The following is an 18,472-nucleotide window of genomic DNA, read 5'->3' on the forward strand; positions in this document are numbered from 1 at the left end:
CATTTTGGACTGTGCTGGTCCCTCATTGTCGAAAGGAAAAATCCCGCCCGGCGGGAAAAGTTGCCAATGTGGTACCCAAGGCCGGACTCGAACCGGCACGCCCGAAGGCGGGGGATTTTGAATCCCCTGCGTCTACCATTCCGCCACTTGGGCAACGACAGCGGCTTACCGCGTGGCCGTGCTGCGGGCAAGAGGATTTTGCACTCAATCATTGGCGCGCCGCTTGACCCCGCATCCTGCCCATGCTCTTGCACAGCTCGGACAAAGGGAAATGGCGACCATGTTGCGCAAACTCTACGACTGGACATTGAGCAAGGTCGACCACCCTCAGGCCCTTTGGGTTCTGGCATTTGTCAGCTTCATCGAAAGCTCCGTCTTCCCGATCCCTCCCGATGTGCTGATGATTCCGATGATCATCGCGCGGCCCTCGCGCGCATGGCTGATCGCCGGCGTGGCGCTGGTGGCCTCGGTGCTGGGCGGCATGCTGGGTTATGCCATCGGCGCCTTTGCATTTGACGCCGTCGGACGCCCGATTCTGGAGACACTGGGCAAGGCCGAGGCCATGGAAGCGTTCAACACCCGCTTCAACGACCTGGGCTTCTGGGCCGTGCTCACCGCGGGTGTAACCCCCTTCCCCTATAAGGTCATCACCATCATGTCCGGCTGGACATCGATGCCGCTGGGCACTTTCATCGCGACCTCCATCCTGGCCCGCGGATTACGGTTTTTCCTCGTCGCCTTCCTGTTGTGGAAGTTCGGCGCGCCGATCCGCGACTTCATTGAAAAACGCCTCGGCCTGATGTTCACTCTGTTCATTGTCCTTCTGGTGGGCGGTTTCTTTGCGCTGAAGTTTCTATGACCCGATCCTATGCCATTGCTCTTGCCGCTGCAGGCTCCGCTACGTTGCTGATTGCCGCTTTTGCGTTTCAGCATCTCGGTGGCGTGCCCCCTTGCAAGCTCTGCATCTGGCAGCGCTATCCGCATGTCATCGCCATCGTCATCGGCCTGATCGCGCTGCGGGTTCAAAGCGGGATTCTGATCGCATTGGGCGCATTGGCCGCTTTGCTCACGGCAGGGATCGGCGCCTTCCATGTCGGGGTCGAACAGGGGTGGTGGGAAGGCCCAACGACCTGCACGTCCGGCCCGGTCGGCGGGCTCAGCGCGGATGCCTTGCTGGATCAGATCATGACCGCACCGCTGGTCCGCTGCGACGACATCGCCTGGGAACTGCTGGGCATCAGCATGGCGGGATGGAATGCCCTTCTGTCGCTGGGGCTGGTGGCTCTCTGGCTGACAGCGCTGCGCCGCGCCTAGCTTGCCTTGCGGGTGCTGAGCAGGAGGCTCGTCTCACTGGCTGTCACCCCGTCCAGCCGCCGCACCTGAAATAGGATCTGGTCGAAACGTTCCAACGTCTCTGTCCCGATTTCAACGATCACGTCCCAGCGGCCATTAGTGGAATGCACCCGCCGCACTTCCGGCATGCCGGAGAGATGACGCAGAATGCGGTCCGTGCCGCGTCCCTCGATGGCGATCATCATCAACCCGCGCACGGGATCCGTGAGATGATCCTCTTTCATCACCACCGAAAATCCGAGGATGTCCCCGCGCTCCTGCAATTTCGCCAGACGGCTGCGCACCGTTGCGCGCGTCAGCCCCAACATACCGGCAAGGTCAGACAATGAAGCGCGTGCGTCATGGCGCAGCACGCTGACAAGACGTTTGTCCGTTTCGTCCATTTCAGATTTCCATTCTGATCAATTGAATTTCGATACGCTCAAATTGTACGCTTGTATACCGTCCGTATCGGTCAGTATCGTGGTGAAAATCCATGGACCGGAGCCTCTCATGACCCATCAGACCTGCATTCTCTATGGCGCACCTGTCGACAGTGGCAAACGCCGTCGCGGCTGCCTGATGGGACCGGATGCCTACCGCACCGCCGGTCTGGCGGAGGCGCTGGAGGGGCTTGGCCACCGCGTCGAGGATCGCGGTAACGTCGCGCCGACGGATTTTACGGCAACGCCTCACGACCGCCTGCACGCGTTGGAGGAGACCATCGGCTGGACCACCGCCCTCGCGGAGGCGGCGGAGGCCGGTTTGCAGGACGGTCTCCCCATTTTCATGGGCGGCGATCATTCACTGGCGCTGGGTACCGTGCTGGGCGCGATGCGCCACGCCGAGACCGTCAAGCGGCCTCTCTTTGTGCTCTGGCTTGATGCCCATAGCGATTTTCACACCCTGGCGACCACGGACAGTGGCAATCTGCATGGCACGCCTCTGGGCTACGTGACCGGGCGGCCCGATTTCGAGGGCTTTCCACCGCTGGGCACGCCCCTGCCGCAGGAAAACATCGCCATCATCGGGCTGCGCTCTGTGGATGACGCCGAACGCGCGGCCTTGCAGGACACGGCGATCCATCGGGTGGATATGCGCGACATCGACGAATCCGGCATCGCCAAGCCGCTGGCCAGTTTTCTGCAGCGTGTGGCGGCGGCGAACGGCATGCTGCATGTCTCGTTGGACGTAGACTTTCTCGACCCCAGCGTGGCCCCTGCGGTCGGCACCACGGTGCCCGGTGGTGCCACGATCCGCGAAGGTCATCTGGTCATGGAGATGCTGCATGACAGCGGGCTGATGACCTCCCTTGATCTGGTAGAACTGAACCCCTTCCTCGATGAACGCGGCCGCACGGCGCAGGTCATGGTCGATCTGGCCGCCTCCGCTTTGGGTCGCCGGGTCTTTGACCGGCCGACACGGGCGTTCTGAGCGTGCAGGTCCAAGCCCCCTCTGCCGTGGTCATGATCCGTCCGCATCACTTCCGCTCGAATCCCGAAACGCAACGTGACAATGCCTTTCAGACGCCGGATCAGGGCGAGGTTGCCCCCCGTGCCCGCATGGAATTCGACCATGTGGTGGACAGCCTGCGCGCCGCAGGCGTGACCGTGCATGTTTTCGACGACACCGGCACGGACACACCGGATTCCGTGTTTCCCAACAACTGGTTTTCCACCCACGCGGGCGGGCACATCGCGGTTTACCCGATGTATGCCACCAACCGGCGCCGCGAGCGCCGATGGGACGTGATCGACAGCCTGAAGGCAAACTACCGCGTGCAGGATGTGATCGATTATTCGGGTCTCGAGCACGACGGGCTGGCGCTGGAGGGCACCGGGGCCATGGTGCTCGACCACATCGCGCGGGTGGCCTACGTGGCCAAATCCCATCGCGCCGATCCGGTCATCCTCGAACGCTTCTGCACGCATTTCAACTTTGAACCCATCGCCTTTGACGCCGCAGACGCGCAGGGCCGCCCCGTCTATCACACCAATGTCCTGATGGCGATTGGCACTCATATGGCCCTTGTCGGGCTGGAGATGATCACCGATCCCGCCCGCCGTGCCATGGTGGCAGATCGTCTCGCCGAAACCGGGCGGGATGTCATCGCGCTCACACCGCATCAGATCGGCGCATTCGCCGGCAATGCGATCGAGCTTTGCGGGCGTGACGGCACCCTGCTGGCCCTCTCTGCCCGCGCCCTCGATGCGCTGACCCCAGAGCAAATCACCCGGATCGAAGCTCATGCGCGCCTCCTGCCGCTGAGCATTCCCACTCTTGAGACCGCAGGCGGTTCCGTCCGCTGCATGATTGCAGGTCTTCACCTGTCGCGCCGCACATAGAAAGGCCCCGCCATGACCACGCTTACCCCCTCCGACAAGGCCCTCGTCCCCTTCGTCTCCGTCGATCACATGATGCAGCTCATCCACCATATCGGGGTCGAGGACATGTTGCGCGGCCTGGCCGATTACATCGAGGCCGATTTCAAGCGCTGGCAGCTTTTCGACAAGACCCCGCGCGTGGCCAGCCATTCCGCCGAAGGCGTGATTGAACTGATGCCAACCTCCGACGGCGAGGTCTACGGGTTCAAATACGTCAATGGCCATCCCAAGAACACGGCCGAAGGGCTGCAGACCGTCACCGCCTTTGGCCTGCTGGCGGATGTGGGCAACGGCTATCCCGTCCTGCTCAGCGAAATGACCCTGCTGACGGCCCTGCGCACGGCGGCCACCTCGGCCCTCGTCGCCCGCACGCTGGCCCCCAAGGGCAGCACCGTCATGGCGATGATCGGCAATGGCGCCCAGTCGGAATTCCAGACTCTGGCGATGAAGGCAATCTGCGGGATCGAGGAAGTGCGACTTTATGATACGGACGCGGCTGCAACTGAGAAATGCGCGACCAATCTTGCCGGGATCGGTTTGAAGGTCACGCCCTGCACCACGGCGGAAGAGGCCATCCTCGGCGCGCAGATCATCACCACCTGCACCGCCGACAAGCAATATGCCACCATCCTGACGGACAACATGATCGGCGCGGGCGTGCACATCAACGCCATCGGCGGCGACTGTCCGGGCAAAACGGAACTGGCACCCGCGATCCTGCACCGCTCCGACATCTTCGTGGAATACCCCGAACAGACCCGGATCGAAGGAGAAATACAGCAATTGCCGGCAACTCACCCCGTCACCGAAATCTGGCAGGTGCTGACAGGTCAGGCCGAGGGGCGACACAGCCCCGAACAGATCACGCTCTTTGATTCCGTCGGGTTCGCCATCGAGGATTTCAGCGCCCTGCGCTACGTGCGCGACCAGATCGAAGAGACGCAATTGTTCCACCCACTGGACCTACTGGCCGACCCGGACGATCCGCGCGATCTCTTCGGCATGCTGCAACGGTCGCGTCCCGCATAAGCCATCCGCAAGGCGCCGTTTTGGGCCCGCCCAAAACCAAATCATGGCGTGCGCGGCAACGCCGCGCGCCGTCGGATCACGCCTTGGTCACATCGTGCCGGTAGAGCCAGTCGAATTGCCGCATCATCAGTCCCGGCGTCAAGCGACTGCCCAGTGACAGCCCCAGATGCGCAAGCCGCCGCACGGGCCCTTCTTGCAAATGGTACTTCCAGGCATTGCCGCTGGCGGCGTCGATCACGCGGGTGGCCCGCGCCTTGCGGATCTCCTCGTACTTGTCCGCGCGCCCGTCCATCAGGCAGGTCGCAAGCACCCAGGCATCTTCCAGCGCCAGATTGGCCCCCTGCGCCAGAAACGGCAGGGTCGGATGCGCTGCATCCCCCAGCAAAGCCACATTCCCCGCGCTCCAGGTCTCAGCCACCGGGTGCCGGAACAAGCCCCACAGCGACACCTCCTCCACCCGCTGCAAAAGATCCGCCGCGGGACCTCCAAAATCTTCAAACGCGGCCCGCAGGTTTTCAGGGTCATCCCCGTGATGCCAGCCTTCTTCCGCCCAGGCGTCACGTTCCTGCACAGCAACGATGTTCGTCAGTGACCCAGCCTTTAGCGGGTAGCGTACAAGATGACGGCCCGGCCCCATTGTCACCCGCACCTCCGGCATCGGAGCTTGCGCCGGCACGGTTGCCCGCCACGCCACCTGCCCGGTGAAAGCCGCTGCCGACCCGGGCGAGACAACATCCCGACCGATAGAATGGATGCCATCCGCGCAGATCACCGCTTCCGCCCGCACGGTTTGACCCGCAGCAAGTCGCACCTCCGGCAAGGCACCGGGCGAGACCCCCGTCACCTCCTGGCCCAATTCCAGCGTCACGTTCGCCTGCTTGGCTGCGCTGGCCAACACACGGATCAGATCATGGCGATGTACAAACAGGTATTTCTGGTCCTGCAACCGCGTCAGATCCAGCCGCGCAACCTCCGCCCCGGCCTTGTAGTCTTCCAGGACGACGGATCTGGCACGGACCGCCCCGGCCCGTTCCAGCGCGTCTTCGAACCCCAAAGCGCGCAACACGGCCAGACCATTGGGACTGATCTGCAGACCGGCACCCACTTCCGCGATCTGCGGCGCTTTTTCGTAGAGTGTGACGGCGACCCCCTGGCGTGCCAGGGCCGTGGCCGCAGCCAACCCGCCAATCCCGGCGCCCACCACAATGACATTCCTCATCATCGAAGTCCCTTCAAACAAAAACGCCGAAGCCCTGGCTCCGACGCTTTTACGTTCATTGCGATCTGTCCGCGTGGGATCAATCGTCGCGGTGTACCTTCTCGCGGCGCTCGTGGCGTTCCTGCGCCTCAAGGCTCATCGTGGCAATCGGGCGCGCGTCGAGACGCTTCAGCGAGATCGGTTCACCCGTCACCGAGCAGTAACCAAACTCGCCCTCTTCGATCCGGCGCAAGGCCCCGTCGATCTTGCTGACCAGCTTGCGCTGACGATCCCGGGTGCGCAGTTCCAGCGCGCGGTCGGTTTCCTCGGAGGCACGGTCCGCCACGTCGGGAATATTGCGGGTGCCATCCTGCAGCCCTTCGATGGTATCCTTGGACCCCGCCAGAAGCTCGGCGCGCCAGTTCAATAGCTTACGGCGGAAATACTCAACCTGGCGTTCGTTCATGAACGGCTCATCTTCGGCCGGACGATAATCATCCGGCAGAAACAGTTCCTGTTTCATTTGCTTCCCCTCAACGTGGCTAACGTCATTCATACGCGACTTGTCCTCAGGCCAAGTGCCCCCATGCGCCACGATCTACCCCACGTCCTTTCGATTGTCACTACACAATCCGGAAGAATTCTGGCTAAAAGCATCACAACACCGCGCGCCACAAAGGGTTGACGATACATGAAATTCCAAGGCACCGCCGACTACATCGCCACCGACGACCTGACAATCGCCGTAAACGCTGCTGTCACGCTGGAACGGCCGCTTCTGGTGAAGGGGGAGCCGGGTACAGGCAAGACGGAATTGGCCCGGCAGGTCAGTGCGTCGCTGGAGTTGCCGATGATCGAATGGAACATCAAATCCACGACGCACGCGCAACAGGGCCTGTATGAATATGACGCCGTCAGCCGCCTGCGCGACAGCCAGCTGGGCGAAGAACGTGTGCATGATGTGAAGAACTACATCCGCAAGGGCAAGCTCTGGGAAGCTTTCGAGGCGGATCAGAAAGTCGTCCTGCTGATCGACGAGATCGACAAGGCCGACATCGAATTTCCCAACGATCTGCTGCAGGAACTCGATAAGATGGAGTTCTTTGTCTATGAGACCGGCGAGACGATCCGCGCGCGGCACCGGCCCATCGTGATCATCACCTCGAACAATGAAAAGGAACTGCCTGATGCCTTCCTGCGGCGCTGTTTCTTTCACTACATCCGCTTTCCGGAGATGGAGACCCTGCGCCAGATCGTCGAGGTGCACTTCCCCGGCATCAAGGAGGCGTTGCTGACCACGGCGCTGACGCAATTCTACGAGATTCGCGACCAGTCGGGCCTCAAGAAAAAACCCTCGACCTCCGAAGTGCTGGACTGGTTGAAATTGCTTCTGGCCGAAGATCTCAGCGCCGAAGACCTCAAAAGCTCCGGTGCCAATGCCCTGCCGAAACTGCACGGGGCCCTGCTGAAAAACGAACAGGATGTGCATCTTTTCGAGCGGCTCGCCTTTCTGGCGCGCAGCGGGCGGTGACTGGGTCGTCTGATCGTATTTGACAGAACCCTGCCTTAGCTGCACAGTGGCCGCACAATGACCCGCGGCGCCAAGATCGCGGGCAGAGGCTATAGGCAGGCTGAAGATATGACAGACACCTCGCGTGTCTCCGTGCGTCCCCTAAGCGCGGATGACAAACCCCAATGGGCGGCCCTTTGGACGGCATATCTGGCGTTCTACGAGACAACGCGCCCGCAATCCATCTTTGATCTCTATTTCGACCGGCTGCTGGGAGATGATCCGCAGGATTTCAACGGCCTGGTGGCCGAGCTGGACGGTCGGCTTGTGGGGCTGACCCATTACCTGTTTCACCGCCATGGCCAATTCGAGAAGAACGTCTGCTACCTGCAGGACCTCTATGCGGATCCGGAGGTGCGCGGCCAGGGCATTGGACGCGCGCTGACGGAAGCGGTCTATGCCGCCGCGGATGCCGCAGGGGCACCCAGCGTCTATTGGCTGACGCAGGATTTCAACGCCACCGCGCGCCAGCTTTATGACCGCATCGGTGTGAAAACGCCGTTTATCAAGTACGCCCGCGCATGAAGCGTCGGCTGATCCTGCCCCTGATCATGGTGCTCAACGCCTGCGTGCCGGTCACACAGGGCGGCACCGCCTCGCGCGCGGTGATTGCCGACAGCACCCTGCCCCCGATGAAAACCTTCGGGCGGGCGCAGATCAGCCGCCCTGCAATTGCCAATGCCGAGTTGGTGCGCGATTTCCTTGAACTGTCTTTCCAGATGGAAAGTGGCCGGGAGCTGCCCGTCCTGACCCGTTTCGAAGGACCTATTACCCTGCGCCTGACCGGTGCGCCGCCGTCCACTTTGGCTGCCGATCTTACCGCGCTTCTGGGCCGTCTGCGCGATGAGGCCGGTATCGAGATCAAGACGACAACGGATTCCACAGCCAACATCACCATCCAGGCCGTCTCGCGCGCCGACATCAGGCGTGCTTTGCCGCAAGCAGCCTGCTTCGTGGCCCCCAATGTGGGCTCGCTGAGTGAATTCCGTACGACCCGGCGCAGCCCGCGCACCAACTGGGCTTTGCTGGAAACCCGAACCCGACTGGCAATTTTCCTGCCAAACGACGCAAGCCCGCAGGAAGCGCGCGATTGCCTGCACGAGGAACTGGCCCAGGCGTTGGGACCACTCAATGACCTCTACCGTCTGCCAAATTCGGTTTTCAACGACGACAATGTGCATACGGTCTTGACGAATTTCGACATGCTGATCCTGCGCGCGACCTATGATCCCGCTTTGCGGTCCGGCATGACACGCGCCCAGGTATTGCGTCGCCTGCCCGCGATTTTTGCGCGCCTGAACCCGGCGGGACAGACCGGCCCCCGTCCACGCCCGACAGCAACACCGCAGGAGTGGAGCAAGGCAATCCAGACCGCCTTGGGCCCGGGTGCCGGGTCTGCGGCACGCCGTGCGGCTGCCGCCAAGGCGGTTTCAATCGCGACGCGGCTGGGATGGCAGGACAACCGGCGCGCCTTTGCCCACTATGCGATGGGTCGCGTTTTACAGGGATCAGACCCCATCGCCGCACAGCGACAGTATATTGCGGCGGACCGGTTCTATGCCAGATCACCCGGCACGAAACTGCACCGCGCCTATGTTGCCTCGCAGCTGGCCGCCTATGAAATCGTCAAGGGCGATGGACTGCGCGCTCTGCGCCTGATCGACCCACATATCGATCCCGCACGCAGGTCTCAGAACGCGGCACTGCTGGCGACGCTGCAGTTGCTCCGCGCCGAGGCTCTGAGCTTGGAGGGGCGCGTCGAAGAGGCACGCAGCGTCCGGCTGGACAGTCTGGGATGGGCGCGCTACGGGTTCGGCGCAGATTGGGCCGTGCGGGCGAAACAACGCGAGATCTCGGCGCTCAATCCCGGAAATCCACCGGCCTGATCTTTGCTTCTTTGAGAGCGGGGCGCGTGAGGAAGAACGAGGGACCGAATGATCGTAATCGCAGCTGCCATTCTGGGCGCCATCATCGGCGGCATTACCGCTGCGCGCCGTAAGGGCAACCGCAAGGATATCGCGCAATATGCAGCCGGTTATGCGATGGCCTTCATAATTGTCGGCATGGTCCTGACGGTGGTGATCGACAGGCTGCTGGTATAATCTTACGTCATGTTCCTGCCCTTCTTCGATGCTCTGCGCAAGAATGCCGTTCCCGTGTCGTTGCGGGAATTCCTATCTTTTCTCGAAGCCATGCAGGCCGGGCTGGCAACCTATGATGTCGAGGCGTTTTACTATCTGGCCCGCGTCACACTGGTGAAGGACGAACGCAACATCGACAAGTTCGACCGCGCCTTTGCAGCGGCCTTCTCCGGGTTGGAAAGCATCTCGGTGCAGGAGGTGATGGAGGCCATGGACATCCCCGCCGACTGGCTTGAGAAAATGGCTGAAAAGCACCTGACAGCGGAGGAAAAGGCCGAGATTGACGCTCTGGGTGGTTTTGACAAGCTCATGGAAACGCTCAGGAAACGTCTTGAAGAGCAGCAAGGGCGGCACCAGGGCGGGAACAAATGGATCGGCACCGCTGGCACCTCGCCCTTCGGCGCCTACGGCTACAACCCCGAAGGTGTGCGCATCGGTCAGGACCGCTCGCGCCACCAGCGGGCGACCAAGGTCTGGGACAAACGTGAATTCAAGAACCTCGACGACACGGTCGAGCTGGGCACACGAAACATCAAGGTCGCGCTGAAACGGCTGCGCCGCTGGGCCCGTGACGGCGCAAACGAAGAGCTTGATCTGGGCGGCACCATCCGCGCCACGGCGGAACACGGCTATCTCGACGTGAAAACCCGGCCCGAACGGCGCAACGCGGTCAAGGTGCTGCTGTTTCTCGATGTGGGCGGTTCCATGGACGCCCACGTGAAAGTGGTGGAAGAGCTTTTCTCCGCCGCACGTGTCGAATTCAAACACATGGAACACTACTACTTTCACAATTGCGTCTATGAAGGGCTCTGGCGGGACAACCGCCGCCGCTGGGACGCGCAAATCCCCACGCATGAGGTGCTGCGCACTTTCGGGCCGGACTACAAATGCATCTTCGTGGGCGATGCCTCCATGTCACCTTATGAAATCGCCTACCCCGGCGGCGCATCCGAGCATTGGAACGAAGAGAGCGGTGCCACCTGGCTGACCCGCTTTCGCGACCAATGGCCCGCGACGCTCTGGATTAACCCGGTGCCCGAGAAATACTGGGGCTATACCCAATCCATCACGATGATACAGGATCTGATGGGTCCCGAGGCAATGGTCCCGATGACCCTCTCCGGCATCGAACGCGGTATGAAACTGCTGGGCCGCTGATCGTCCCCCGCTTCTTCTGGCCTAAAATATTCCCGCCGGAGGCTCCCGAACTTGCCGCTTGCGGTCCCCGGCCCCATATTCCCCTCATGATCAAATTCACGCCCATCCTGCTCGCTATTCTCTATGGCCTCGCGATGTACCATTTTTCCGCGTGGCGCACGGCCAAACAGCTGGACGCACGGTCCACCGAACTGGCGGATGCCAAACTCAAGGCCCTGATGGACCGGATGGCGGCCGCGCTGGACCTGCCGCGCATCCGTGTGCACATCTACGAGATCGACCCGGTCAACGGGCTGGCGGCACCAGACGGACGCATTTTCATCACCCGCGGCTTTTACAATAAATTCCGCGCAGGTGAGGTTAGTGACACGGAAATCGCCAGCGTGATCGCCCATGAAATGGGCCATGTCGCCCTGGGCCATTCGCGGCGGCGGATGATCGACTTCTCCGGCCAGAACGCCCTGCGCACGGCGCTCGCCATGGTCTTGGGCCGGTTCATTCCGGGGATCGGGGTCTGGCTGGCGGGCATGCTGACCACCCTGCTGGCCGCGCGGCTGTCCCGGTCGGATGAATATGAGGCCGATGCCTACGCAGCGGCGCTGCTGACCAAGGCAGGCATCGGCGTGGCCCCGCAGATCAGCCTGTTTGAAAAACTGGACAAGCTGACACAACAGAACGGCGGTGCCGTGCCCGCCTGGTTGATGAGCCACCCCAAAACCCAGGATCGGGTGGCCGCCCTGAAAGCGCTCGAAGCGAAATGGGCCGTGACGGAGTAGGTCTCAGCCGGGCTGTGTCAAAGCTTTTGCGACACGCGGCAACCGGGCCTTTTTCAGCAGCGCACGCATCTCCCAGGGCTGACCGGAAAGACGTTGTGCCTCGCCCAAAACCCTGTCCGCTACCGCACGCACGGCATCCGGTCTCTGGCCCAACTGCGCGTACAGGAACTCATCCGGCGCCAGCCGCGACAGACCTTCCTCCGCCAGCGCACCCTTTGGAAAATCCTTTGCGTTCAGCGTCATGATTGCATCACTTGATGTCGAAACCGCTGTGGCAAGCACGTGGATATCGTTTTCGTCCGGCAACCATAGACGGTTCTCGGTCTGCGGTACGGCAGGTGCTTCGGCATCCGGCCAGGCCGACCGCAACAGCGCGATTTCACTGCGCGCCTGCGTCTCTCCCAGCGGGCCGAGCTTGATCGCGGCACGGGCCCATTCCTCCAGAATGCGGGGTGACCAGACCGGCGCGAACGCGCCGGTGGCTGCAACGCCCAGCACCATCTCCCGCATCACCGTGGGATAGAGAACGCAGGCGTCGATGGTGATTTTCATGGATTACAACCGAAAGAACAGGGACTTGAGATAACCGCTTTCCGCCAGCTGCGGCAGTTGCGGATGATCGGGGCCCGCGAACCCGGTGTGGATCAGCGCGGCCCGACGCCCTGCCCGACCAGTACCGCGCACGCTGGCCCCGCGAAAGGCAGCAAGATCGGCCGCATGGGAGCAGGAACACAGGCCCAGAATACCGTTTTCAGCCACCAACCCGGCCGCCAGCCGCGCCACACGCTCATAGGCGCGCAGCCCTGCCTCCAACGCCGGGCGCGTCGGCGCAAAGGCCGGCGGATCACAGATCACCACATCAAATTCCGCGCCCTCTTCACGCAGGGCTGTCAGAACCTCGAAGGCGTCGCCACGTCGCGTCGCGAATCTGTCCGCCACGCCCATCGCCTCTGCACTGGCCTGCGCCAGATCCAGCGCGGGTTGCGCGCCATCCACGGCCAAGGCCCGCTCCGCCCCACCCGCCAATGCGGCAAGGGAAAACCCGCCCACGTGGCTAAAGACATCCAGCACCCGTGCGTCGCGCGCCAGCGCTGCGGCAAAGGCATGGTTTGGGCGTTGGTCATAAAAGAGCCCGGTCTTCTGCCCGCCGGTCAGGTCTGCCATATAGGTCGCGCCATTCATCGGCACGGGTATCGGCGCGTCGGGTGCTGTCCCCGCGAGAACAGCGTTTACATCATCCAGACCTTCCAGCCCCCGCGTCCGGCCAGAGGCGTTTTTCAACACCGTCTGCACACCCGTCACCGATTGCAGGGCTGCGACCAGCGGCGAGAGCAAGGCATCCGCCCAGGCGGCGTTCGGCTGGATGACACAGGTCTCGCCAAACCGGTCGATGATCACACCCGGCAAGCCGTCTGCCTCTGCATGCACCAACCGGTAATAGGGCGCGTCGAACAGGCGCGTGCGTAAGGCCAAAGCCCGGACCAGCCGCGCCTCGAACCAGCTCTGATCAATCTGCGCTGCAGGATCCCGGTCCAGCACCCGCGCGATGATCTTGGAGGTGGGAGTCACGCCAACGATGCCCATAGGATTGCGCGCGTCATCCTGCAATTGGGCCAGCGCGCCGGAGGGCAAGGCCTTGGTACGCCGGTCGGTCACTAGTTCATTGGCATAGACCCAGGGAAACCCGTGTCGGATCGCACGGGCATTGGCCTTGGGTCGCAGCCGGACGACGGGTAAATCGGTAACGGGTGCATCAGATGCAGAAAAGGGCGCTGTCATAGCGCCCTCCTCTAATCCCTTCCACGACTGGGTGAAAGATCAGAATGTATTGTTGATCGCCTGAACCAGACCCAGCCGCTGATTGGTGTAGCCCTCGGCACTGGCAAGCTCGGCCTCGATAACCTTGGCAAGGTGATCGGTGATCCGCACCTTCTGGGTCAGCCCCTGACGCTCAGCGTCAATGGCTTGCTGGCCGCCGAACCCTTTCAGGTCGGCTTTGACCACACGGCGTTCCCCCAGGAGCGCGCCTGTTTCCGCATCGCGCAAGCTCACGCCGAAGGTAATCGAATGCACGCCACCAATAGTATAACGGGTCTTCTCGGTCAGGGCGTGAAAGCGGAATACCTGCACATCGAGAATAACGGGTTGCCCCTTGTCCATGTCATCGGTGCCTCGCGCCATGGCGTTCTCAAAGATGGCTTTGACCTGTGCATGGCGATCCCCGGCGGGATCACCGCGCCATACGATGTCGCCGGAGGGGTAGTAACTATTGGCCTCCGAGACCACCAGTGTCTCCGGCACGATCACGTTCACGCGCTGGATATTCCAAGAGGGTTCTGCAACCTCAAAAACGCCTGTGTCCACAAGGGCTTGCGTCGTAGGTGCATTCGTTGCGCCCGGCGTGTTGAACGGGGCGTTCCGGCTGGCTGTATCTGTCGTCGCGCAGCCCGCTATCAGCGCGGCAAAGCCCAGTGCTGTAATCAGTTTCATCGGTTTCATATCGTGTCTCCACTAAGGGCGACATTCTGCACGCCTGTGTACTTCGAAGGCGTAGATACCCACCGACTGAGGCTGAATTGTGACGAATTTTAGCTAAAACTGTTCCGAATTCGCTGAAAACGGTTAGTTTCTCGGGCGCGATCGCCAGCCGCCACGTCTTTTCGGGGTGGCCATGCCCGACAGACCTCCGGTCATGACAGCGGTCATCGGATGGTCGGCGTGCAGCGCCCCGTATTGCGTGACCAGCAATTGAAGCGCCTGTGCCGTTTCGCGCTCCGGCGGCAGGCTGAGCGCCCAATCGAGGAAAATGGTCCGGCACTCGGCATCGGTAATGCCCTCGATGCGATAGGCCTCAAAGATCAGCCCCTTGGGATCGTTCTCGTCGCCCTTCATGGGGCATCCTCCGCCTTGGGCGCCGAAAGCGCGGCGTCAAGGAGAGCCTCTGATCGGGCATAGCTGGTCGAAAGCCGGTCTTGCAGGCTGGTCATCGTCTCCTCCTCCAGGGCGCGCAACAAAAACGCCTGTCCCGCCGGGCCCAGCGTCTCCGCATCGAGCGGTTGGTCCGACAGCAGGCGCGCCACCTGATACACGCGGGAATAAAAGGCATAGTGCGCGCACAGGTCCCGCCCTGATGCGTCATCTAAAAGCCCCGCAGCGACAGCGGCCCGCAGGCCTGCCTCGGTCTGGCCGCTCACATCACCCTGCAGCAAGGCGCCTGCCTGTGCGATCAACTCGATTTCCTGCAGCCTGCCGGGTCCGATCTTGGCGTCCCACAGGTTGGCAGGGCTTTTGGCAGCGCGGATACGGTCGCGCATCTCGGCGACCTCCATCAGCGTTTTCGCCGCATCACGCGGGGCGCTCAACAACTCTTGTCGAAAGCGCTCCACATCCTTTGCCAAATCCTCCGGCCCCGCGACGACACACGCGCGCGTCAGTGCCAGATGCTCCCAGACCCAGGCCTGCTCCTGCTGATAGCTTTGAAAGGAGGCCCAGCTGGTGGCCACCGGCCCCTGATTGCCGGAGGGCCGCAGCCGCATGTCCACCTCGAAGAGCCGTCCCTGCGCCATCGGTGCCGTCAGCGCGGTGATCAATGCCTGCGTCAGCCGCGCGTAGTAGGGTCTGGTCGACAGGGGTTTCTGCCCGTCAGACATATCGCTGCCCAGCGGATCGTAAACCACGATCAGGTCCAGGTCGGACCCGGCGTTGAGCCGCCCGGCGCCCAGTGACCCCATGCCGAGCACCACGGCCCCGCGGCCCGGCGGTGGCCCGTGCCGTTTGGCGAACTGCGCGATCACCAGCGGCCACAGAACCGCCAGCACCGCCCGCGCCAGATCGGCATACTGTCGGCCCGCAACGTCCGCATCAATCAACCCGCGCAACAGATGCACACCGATGCGGAAATGCCATTCCTTGCGCCAGCGCCGGGTGGCATCCAGTTGCGCCTCGTAGTCCGCCTCTGCGTTCAGGCGCTGGAGCAGCAGGGGTTCCAATCCTGCCTGACCGGGCCAATCGGTAAAGAAATCCCCCCCGATGACCGCATCGAAGACGCCTGCATTCTGCGACAGGTATTGCGCCAGTTCGGGCGAGGTGCCGGTGATGTCGATCAGAAGATCGGTGAGTTGCGGGTTCGCCTCGAGCAGGGAAAAGAGCTGTACCCCGGCAGGCAACCCGGCAAGGAAGCCGTCAAAGGCGCGCAAGGCCTCTTCGGGCCGCGAGGATTGCGCCAGTCGCGTCAGCAAATCCGGGCGCAGGCGCTGAAAGATCGCGCGGCTGCGCTCGCTGCGCAGGGCGGGATAGCCGAGCCAGCGCGACAGCATATCATCATCCAGAATACCCGGCGCGGCGGTGTCAGGTTTCGCTGGGGCAAAAAACCCTTCGGTCATTTCGTGTACCGCTTCCAGCCGTTCCGCCAGTTCCGCCTGCAACGCGGCGCTGTCGCGGTCCATCAGGCAGGCCAGGCGCTCAAAGCCCTCGTCCGTCTGTGGCAGGCTGTGGGTCTGGGCGTCCTGAACCATCTGCAGCCGGTGTTCCACAGTGCGGTGCGCGATGTAGTGATCCGCGAGCGTCTGCGCCATATCGGCGGGCACCCAATCCTTTTCCGCAAGGGCAGCAAGGCTTTCGACCGTGCCACGAAGGCGCAACTCCGGATCACGCCCACCGGCAATCAGCTGCCGGGTCTGGGTAAAGAACTCAATCTCGCGAATGCCGCCGCGACCCAGTTTCATGTTGTGCCCCGGCAGGGTGATCGGACCGCCGAGCCCCTTGTGCTCCCGGATGGCGAGACGCATGTCATGGGCGTCCTGAATAGCGGCGAAGTCGAGATGCCTGCGCCAGACAAAAGGCGACAGCTCCTGCAGGAACCGCCCGCCCGCCATCTGATCCCCCGCGGCGACGCGCGCCTTGATATAGGCCGCACGCTCCCACGTGCGGCCGAGGCTTTCGTAGTAGCGTTCGGCGGCCTCCATCGCCATGCAAACCGGCGTGACGGCCGGATCGGGACGCAGGCGCAGATCGGTGCGGAACACGTAGCCTTGCGCGGTCATCTCGCTCAGCGTGGCGGTCATGGCGCGAGTGGCCCGCACGAAACTGGCGCGGGCGTCGTGGAAATCCGATGGATCAAACCGCGTCTCGTCAAAGAGGCAAATCAGGTCGATGTCGGAGGAGTAATTGAGCTCCCCTGCCCCCATCTTGCCCATGGCCAGAACGCACATGCCTGCGGCGTCCTGAAGATCTTCTTCGGTCTTGCCCGGCAGTTTGCCGCGTTTGATCTGGACGGCGAGACCCGCCCGCAGCGCGGATTGGCAGGCGGCGTCTGCAAAATCTGTCAGGGCACCGGTCACTCGGTGCAAGGGCCAGGCACCGCTCAAATCCGCCAGGGCGGTCAGGAGCGCGACCCGTCGCTTGCCCTGCCGCAAAACGTCCGCCAACCCGTCTGCACCCGCGTCCCGTGCGATTGTGATTTCGGTCTGTAACGTATTGTCCGGGTCGGCGAGCGCCCTTGGCAACCAGACCGCTTCCTTTCCGATGAGACCAGCCAGATAGGGGCTTGAACCGGCGGTCCCCCTGATGAGGTCCTGCAGATCAGAGGGAATATCCGCGACAGCATCCACCGCCTCCTGCCCCCTCTCCGGGTCAAAGGCGCGCGGGCAACGGGTCATAAGGCGGGCAAGGCTCATGTGCCAGCTTTTGCCACAGATGGCGTTGAGGTCAATGGGCCTTCGCACCGGTGTTTTCCCGTGGAGAAGGGTCTTTGCGTCTTGCTGCTCACAGTGGAATCAGTGAATTTTTACAGATTAACTACCTGATTTTTAACACTTAAACGAATTAATGTAAAAAACATTCACATAAAGCCTTGTAAGGACGCGCGCCCATGCCAATCTATGTAATGTGAAAGACATTCACATCCCCAACGACACGGGGATCCGATAACCCGAACAGAAAGGCACTTTGATGACCACCGCGACACAAATGACACCCCTGCCCAGCCAGCCCGGTTGGTTCTCCCGCGCCGAAGGCTGGCTTGATTCCAAAGGTAAGGGCGCGTGGATTGCCGCCATGGTCCTTGGATTTGTCTTCCTTTGGCCCGTGGGTCTCGCCCTTCTCTTTTACATGATCTGGAGCAAACGCATGTTCACATCCTGCAGCCGTAAGTCCACCTCGATGCGCCATGGCATGCGCGCCATGCGGCCCAGCGGCAATTCGGCCTTCGACGCCTACAAGGCGGACACGCTGCGCCGTCTGGAAGATGAACAACAGCAATTCGAGGCTTTCCTTGAGCGTCTGCGCGATGCAAAAGACAAGGCAGAATTTGACCAGTTCATGAACGACCGCGCCGACAAAAATGACGACGGCACGGCAAACGCCTGACCGAAGATGTGCCGGGGCAAGTCCCGGCACTTCCCATTCCCATCGCAAGGTTCCCCAAAATGGCCACGCCCGACCCGCAAACCCAACCGGACTTTTACAAGGACGTTCCGCTCAAACGCTTCATGGCCTGGGGCGTCGATGCGGTTCTGACCTTTCTGGCCTGCCTTGTGATCCTGCCCTTCACAGCCTTCACCGGGCTGTTCTTTTTCCCGTTGCTGTTTCTGGTGGTGGGCTTCATCTACCGCATGATCACGATCGCCAATGGCTCCGCCACCTGGGGCATGCGCCTCTTCGCGATTGAACTGCGCACATCACGTGGCACGCAGCTTGATATGGGCGGCGCCTTTGCCCATACGCTGGGGTATACCATCAGCTGGGGTCTGGCGCCCTTGCAGCTGATCTCCATGGTGCTCATGGCCACGACGGAACGGGGTCAGGGCCTGAGCGATCACGCCTTGGGGACGGTCATGATCAACCGCCGCGCTGTCCACCGCTAGGGTTGTAAACTTCGGGTTGGC

The 18,472-nt window shown here is 62.1% G+C and carries 21 protein-coding genes and 1 tRNA gene; 13 read left to right on the top strand and 9 right to left on the bottom strand.

The window, feature by feature from the left end:
• Nucleotides 1–69: 69 nt before the first annotated feature.
• Nucleotides 70–153: transfer RNA gene (locus Q1A07_RS18370), tRNA-Leu, on the bottom strand.
• A 127-nt stretch (nucleotides 154–280) separates the two neighbouring features.
• On the opposite strand from Q1A07_RS18370, the gene Q1A07_RS18375 reads away from it, so the two are divergent.
• Together Q1A07_RS18375 and Q1A07_RS18380 are read left to right on the top strand one after the other, a co-directional pair.
• On the top strand, nucleotides 281–859 hold the full coding sequence (locus tag Q1A07_RS18375) for a YqaA family protein (RefSeq protein WP_299783571.1): 579 nt from the start codon (nucleotides 281–283) through the stop codon (nucleotides 857–859).
• Nucleotides 856–1,314 (top strand): disulfide bond formation protein B, encoded by a 459-nt coding sequence (locus Q1A07_RS18380; protein ID WP_299783460.1) that lies wholly within the window; start codon nucleotides 856–858, stop codon nucleotides 1,312–1,314. Before Q1A07_RS18375 ends, Q1A07_RS18380 begins: the two co-directional genes overlap by 4 nt.
• Here Q1A07_RS18380 and Q1A07_RS18385 read toward each other — a convergent pair.
• Nucleotides 1,311–1,736, bottom strand: coding sequence for an Lrp/AsnC family transcriptional regulator (locus Q1A07_RS18385; RefSeq protein WP_299783461.1), 426 nt, complete (start codon nucleotides 1,734–1,736; stop codon nucleotides 1,311–1,313). The two genes, Q1A07_RS18380 and Q1A07_RS18385, sit on opposite strands and share 4 nt — an antisense overlap.
• 109 nt (nucleotides 1,737–1,845) lie before the next feature.
• Here Q1A07_RS18385 and rocF point away from each other — a divergent pair, with 109 nt between their 5' ends.
• From rocF to Q1A07_RS18400, 3 genes are read left to right on the top strand one after another with little or no spacing between them, the layout of a single operon-like run.
• On the top strand, nucleotides 1,846–2,766 hold the full coding sequence (rocF, locus tag Q1A07_RS18390) for an arginase (RefSeq protein ID WP_299783462.1): 921 nt from the start codon (nucleotides 1,846–1,848) through the stop codon (nucleotides 2,764–2,766).
• A 32-nt stretch (nucleotides 2,767–2,798) separates the two neighbouring features.
• A complete protein-coding gene (gene ctlX / locus Q1A07_RS18395) occupies nucleotides 2,799–3,677 on the top strand; it encodes a citrulline utilization hydrolase CtlX (RefSeq protein WP_299783572.1) in 879 nt (292 codons plus the stop codon).
• Between the two features lie 12 nt (nucleotides 3,678–3,689).
• On the top strand, nucleotides 3,690–4,745 hold the full coding sequence (locus Q1A07_RS18400) for an ornithine cyclodeaminase (RefSeq protein WP_299783463.1): 1,056 nt from the start codon (nucleotides 3,690–3,692) through the stop codon (nucleotides 4,743–4,745).
• Nucleotides 4,746–4,821: 76 nt separating this feature from the next.
• Here Q1A07_RS18400 and Q1A07_RS18405 read toward each other — a convergent pair whose 3' ends face one another.
• Together Q1A07_RS18405 and dksA are read right to left on the bottom strand one after the other, a co-directional pair.
• Nucleotides 4,822–5,964, bottom strand: a complete 1,143-nt coding sequence (locus Q1A07_RS18405; RefSeq protein WP_299783464.1) for an FAD-dependent monooxygenase — start codon at nucleotides 5,962–5,964, stop codon at nucleotides 4,822–4,824.
• A 79-nt stretch (nucleotides 5,965–6,043) separates the two neighbouring features.
• The gene (gene dksA, locus Q1A07_RS18410; RefSeq protein WP_299783465.1) at nucleotides 6,044–6,466 is read right to left on the bottom strand and encodes an RNA polymerase-binding protein DksA; all 423 of its coding nucleotides are present in this window, start codon (nucleotides 6,464–6,466) and stop codon (nucleotides 6,044–6,046) included.
• A gap of 168 nt (nucleotides 6,467–6,634) precedes the next feature.
• Here dksA and Q1A07_RS18415 point away from each other — a divergent pair, with 168 nt between their 5' ends.
• The 6 genes from Q1A07_RS18415 (at nucleotide 6,635) to Q1A07_RS18440 (ending at nucleotide 11,588) form a co-directional block, all read left to right on the top strand.
• The gene (locus Q1A07_RS18415; protein ID WP_299783466.1) at nucleotides 6,635–7,474 is read left to right on the top strand and encodes a MoxR family ATPase; all 840 of its coding nucleotides are present in this window, start codon (nucleotides 6,635–6,637) and stop codon (nucleotides 7,472–7,474) included.
• Nucleotides 7,475–7,582: 108 nt separating this feature from the next.
• Nucleotides 7,583–8,038, top strand: coding sequence for a GNAT family N-acetyltransferase (locus Q1A07_RS18420; RefSeq protein ID WP_299783467.1), 456 nt, complete (start codon nucleotides 7,583–7,585; stop codon nucleotides 8,036–8,038).
• Nucleotides 8,035–9,399 carry a DUF2927 domain-containing protein gene (locus Q1A07_RS18425; RefSeq protein WP_299783468.1) on the top strand — a complete coding sequence of 455 codons (1,365 nt, stop codon included), beginning with the start codon at nucleotides 8,035–8,037 and terminating at the stop codon, nucleotides 9,397–9,399. Before Q1A07_RS18420 ends, Q1A07_RS18425 begins: the two co-directional genes overlap by 4 nt.
• A gap of 48 nt (nucleotides 9,400–9,447) precedes the next feature.
• Nucleotides 9,448–9,615 carry an apolipoprotein acyltransferase gene (locus Q1A07_RS18430; RefSeq protein WP_299783469.1) on the top strand — a complete coding sequence of 56 codons (168 nt, stop codon included), beginning with the start codon at nucleotides 9,448–9,450 and terminating at the stop codon, nucleotides 9,613–9,615.
• A 9-nt stretch (nucleotides 9,616–9,624) separates the two neighbouring features.
• Complete coding sequence (locus Q1A07_RS18435; protein WP_299783470.1) at nucleotides 9,625–10,812, top strand: VWA domain-containing protein; 1,188 nt, start codon at nucleotides 9,625–9,627, stop codon at nucleotides 10,810–10,812.
• 86 nt (nucleotides 10,813–10,898) lie between these two features.
• Nucleotides 10,899–11,588, top strand: a complete 690-nt coding sequence (locus Q1A07_RS18440; RefSeq protein ID WP_299783471.1) for a M48 family metallopeptidase — start codon at nucleotides 10,899–10,901, stop codon at nucleotides 11,586–11,588.
• A gap of 3 nt (nucleotides 11,589–11,591) precedes the next feature.
• Here Q1A07_RS18440 and Q1A07_RS18445 read toward each other — a convergent pair whose 3' ends face one another.
• From Q1A07_RS18445 to Q1A07_RS18465, 5 genes are all read right to left on the bottom strand, one after another.
• Nucleotides 11,592–12,140 carry an RSP_2648 family PIN domain-containing protein gene (locus Q1A07_RS18445; protein WP_299783472.1) on the bottom strand — a complete coding sequence of 183 codons (549 nt, stop codon included), beginning with the start codon at nucleotides 12,138–12,140 and terminating at the stop codon, nucleotides 11,592–11,594.
• A gap of 3 nt (nucleotides 12,141–12,143) precedes the next feature.
• The gene (locus Q1A07_RS18450; protein WP_299783473.1) at nucleotides 12,144–13,367 is read right to left on the bottom strand and encodes an RSP_2647 family RNA methyltransferase; all 1,224 of its coding nucleotides are present in this window, start codon (nucleotides 13,365–13,367) and stop codon (nucleotides 12,144–12,146) included.
• Between the two features lie 39 nt (nucleotides 13,368–13,406).
• On the bottom strand, nucleotides 13,407–14,087 hold the full coding sequence (locus Q1A07_RS18455) for a DUF6778 family protein (protein WP_299783474.1): 681 nt from the start codon (nucleotides 14,085–14,087) through the stop codon (nucleotides 13,407–13,409).
• 123 nt (nucleotides 14,088–14,210) lie between these two features.
• Nucleotides 14,211–14,480 (bottom strand): hypothetical protein, encoded by a 270-nt coding sequence (locus tag Q1A07_RS18460; protein ID WP_299783475.1) that lies wholly within the window; start codon nucleotides 14,478–14,480, stop codon nucleotides 14,211–14,213.
• Nucleotides 14,477–17,263 carry a glutamine-synthetase adenylyltransferase gene (locus Q1A07_RS18465; protein ID WP_299783476.1) on the bottom strand — a complete coding sequence of 929 codons (2,787 nt, stop codon included), beginning with the start codon at nucleotides 17,261–17,263 and terminating at the stop codon, nucleotides 14,477–14,479. Before Q1A07_RS18465 ends, Q1A07_RS18460 begins: the two co-directional genes overlap by 4 nt.
• A 274-nt stretch (nucleotides 17,264–17,537) precedes the next feature.
• Here Q1A07_RS18465 and Q1A07_RS18470 point away from each other — a divergent pair, with 274 nt between their 5' ends.
• Nucleotides 17,538–17,954, top strand: coding sequence for a DUF2852 domain-containing protein (locus Q1A07_RS18470; RefSeq protein ID WP_299783477.1), 417 nt, complete (start codon nucleotides 17,538–17,540; stop codon nucleotides 17,952–17,954).
• A 59-nt stretch (nucleotides 17,955–18,013) separates the two neighbouring features.
• Nucleotides 18,014–18,451: an RDD family protein gene (locus Q1A07_RS18475; RefSeq protein ID WP_299783478.1), complete on the top strand. Its 438-nt coding sequence runs from the start codon at nucleotides 18,014–18,016 to the stop codon at nucleotides 18,449–18,451.
• The last annotated feature ends 21 nt before the right edge of the window (nucleotides 18,452–18,472 follow it).

The sequence above is a fragment of the uncultured Roseobacter sp. genome, from assembly GCF_947492555.1.
GTDB lineage: Bacteria > Pseudomonadota > Alphaproteobacteria > Rhodobacterales > Rhodobacteraceae > Roseobacter.

Excerpts from the sequence above, each read along its gene's own strand:
- Q1A07_RS18405 (WP_299783464.1), bottom strand. The coding sequence starts at position 5,964 with ATGAGGAATGTCATTGTGGTGGGCGCCGGGATTGGCGGGTTGGCTGCG.
- dksA (WP_299783465.1), bottom strand. The coding sequence starts at position 6,466 with ATGAAACAGGAACTGTTTCTGCCGGATGATTATCGTCCGGCCGAAGAT.
- Q1A07_RS18435 (WP_299783470.1), top strand. The coding sequence starts at position 9,625 with ATGTTCCTGCCCTTCTTCGATGCTCTGCGCAAGAATGCCGTTCCCGTG.
- Q1A07_RS18375 (WP_299783571.1), top strand. The coding sequence starts at position 281 with ATGTTGCGCAAACTCTACGACTGGACATTGAGCAAGGTCGACCACCCT.
- Q1A07_RS18420 (WP_299783467.1), top strand. The coding sequence starts at position 7,583 with ATGACAGACACCTCGCGTGTCTCCGTGCGTCCCCTAAGCGCGGATGAC.
- Q1A07_RS18415 (WP_299783466.1), top strand. The coding sequence starts at position 6,635 with ATGAAATTCCAAGGCACCGCCGACTACATCGCCACCGACGACCTGACA.
- Q1A07_RS18450 (WP_299783473.1), bottom strand. The coding sequence starts at position 13,367 with ATGACAGCGCCCTTTTCTGCATCTGATGCACCCGTTACCGATTTACCC.
- Q1A07_RS18430 (WP_299783469.1), top strand. The coding sequence starts at position 9,448 with ATGATCGTAATCGCAGCTGCCATTCTGGGCGCCATCATCGGCGGCATT.
- ctlX (WP_299783572.1), top strand. The coding sequence starts at position 2,799 with ATGATCCGTCCGCATCACTTCCGCTCGAATCCCGAAACGCAACGTGAC.
- Q1A07_RS18445 (WP_299783472.1), bottom strand. The coding sequence starts at position 12,140 with ATGAAAATCACCATCGACGCCTGCGTTCTCTATCCCACGGTGATGCGG.
- Q1A07_RS18385 (WP_299783461.1), bottom strand. The coding sequence starts at position 1,736 with ATGGACGAAACGGACAAACGTCTTGTCAGCGTGCTGCGCCATGACGCA.
- rocF (WP_299783462.1), top strand. The coding sequence starts at position 1,846 with ATGACCCATCAGACCTGCATTCTCTATGGCGCACCTGTCGACAGTGGC.
- Q1A07_RS18455 (WP_299783474.1), bottom strand. The coding sequence starts at position 14,087 with ATGAAACCGATGAAACTGATTACAGCACTGGGCTTTGCCGCGCTGATA.
- Q1A07_RS18475 (WP_299783478.1), top strand. The coding sequence starts at position 18,014 with ATGGCCACGCCCGACCCGCAAACCCAACCGGACTTTTACAAGGACGTT.
- Q1A07_RS18440 (WP_299783471.1), top strand. The coding sequence starts at position 10,899 with ATGATCAAATTCACGCCCATCCTGCTCGCTATTCTCTATGGCCTCGCG.
- Q1A07_RS18380 (WP_299783460.1), top strand. The coding sequence starts at position 856 with ATGACCCGATCCTATGCCATTGCTCTTGCCGCTGCAGGCTCCGCTACG.
- Q1A07_RS18470 (WP_299783477.1), top strand. The coding sequence starts at position 17,538 with ATGACCACCGCGACACAAATGACACCCCTGCCCAGCCAGCCCGGTTGG.
- Q1A07_RS18425 (WP_299783468.1), top strand. The coding sequence starts at position 8,035 with ATGAAGCGTCGGCTGATCCTGCCCCTGATCATGGTGCTCAACGCCTGC.
- Q1A07_RS18465 (WP_299783476.1), bottom strand. The coding sequence starts at position 17,263 with ATGAGCCTTGCCCGCCTTATGACCCGTTGCCCGCGCGCCTTTGACCCG.
- Q1A07_RS18460 (WP_299783475.1), bottom strand. The coding sequence starts at position 14,480 with ATGAAGGGCGACGAGAACGATCCCAAGGGGCTGATCTTTGAGGCCTAT.
- Q1A07_RS18400 (WP_299783463.1), top strand. The coding sequence starts at position 3,690 with ATGACCACGCTTACCCCCTCCGACAAGGCCCTCGTCCCCTTCGTCTCC.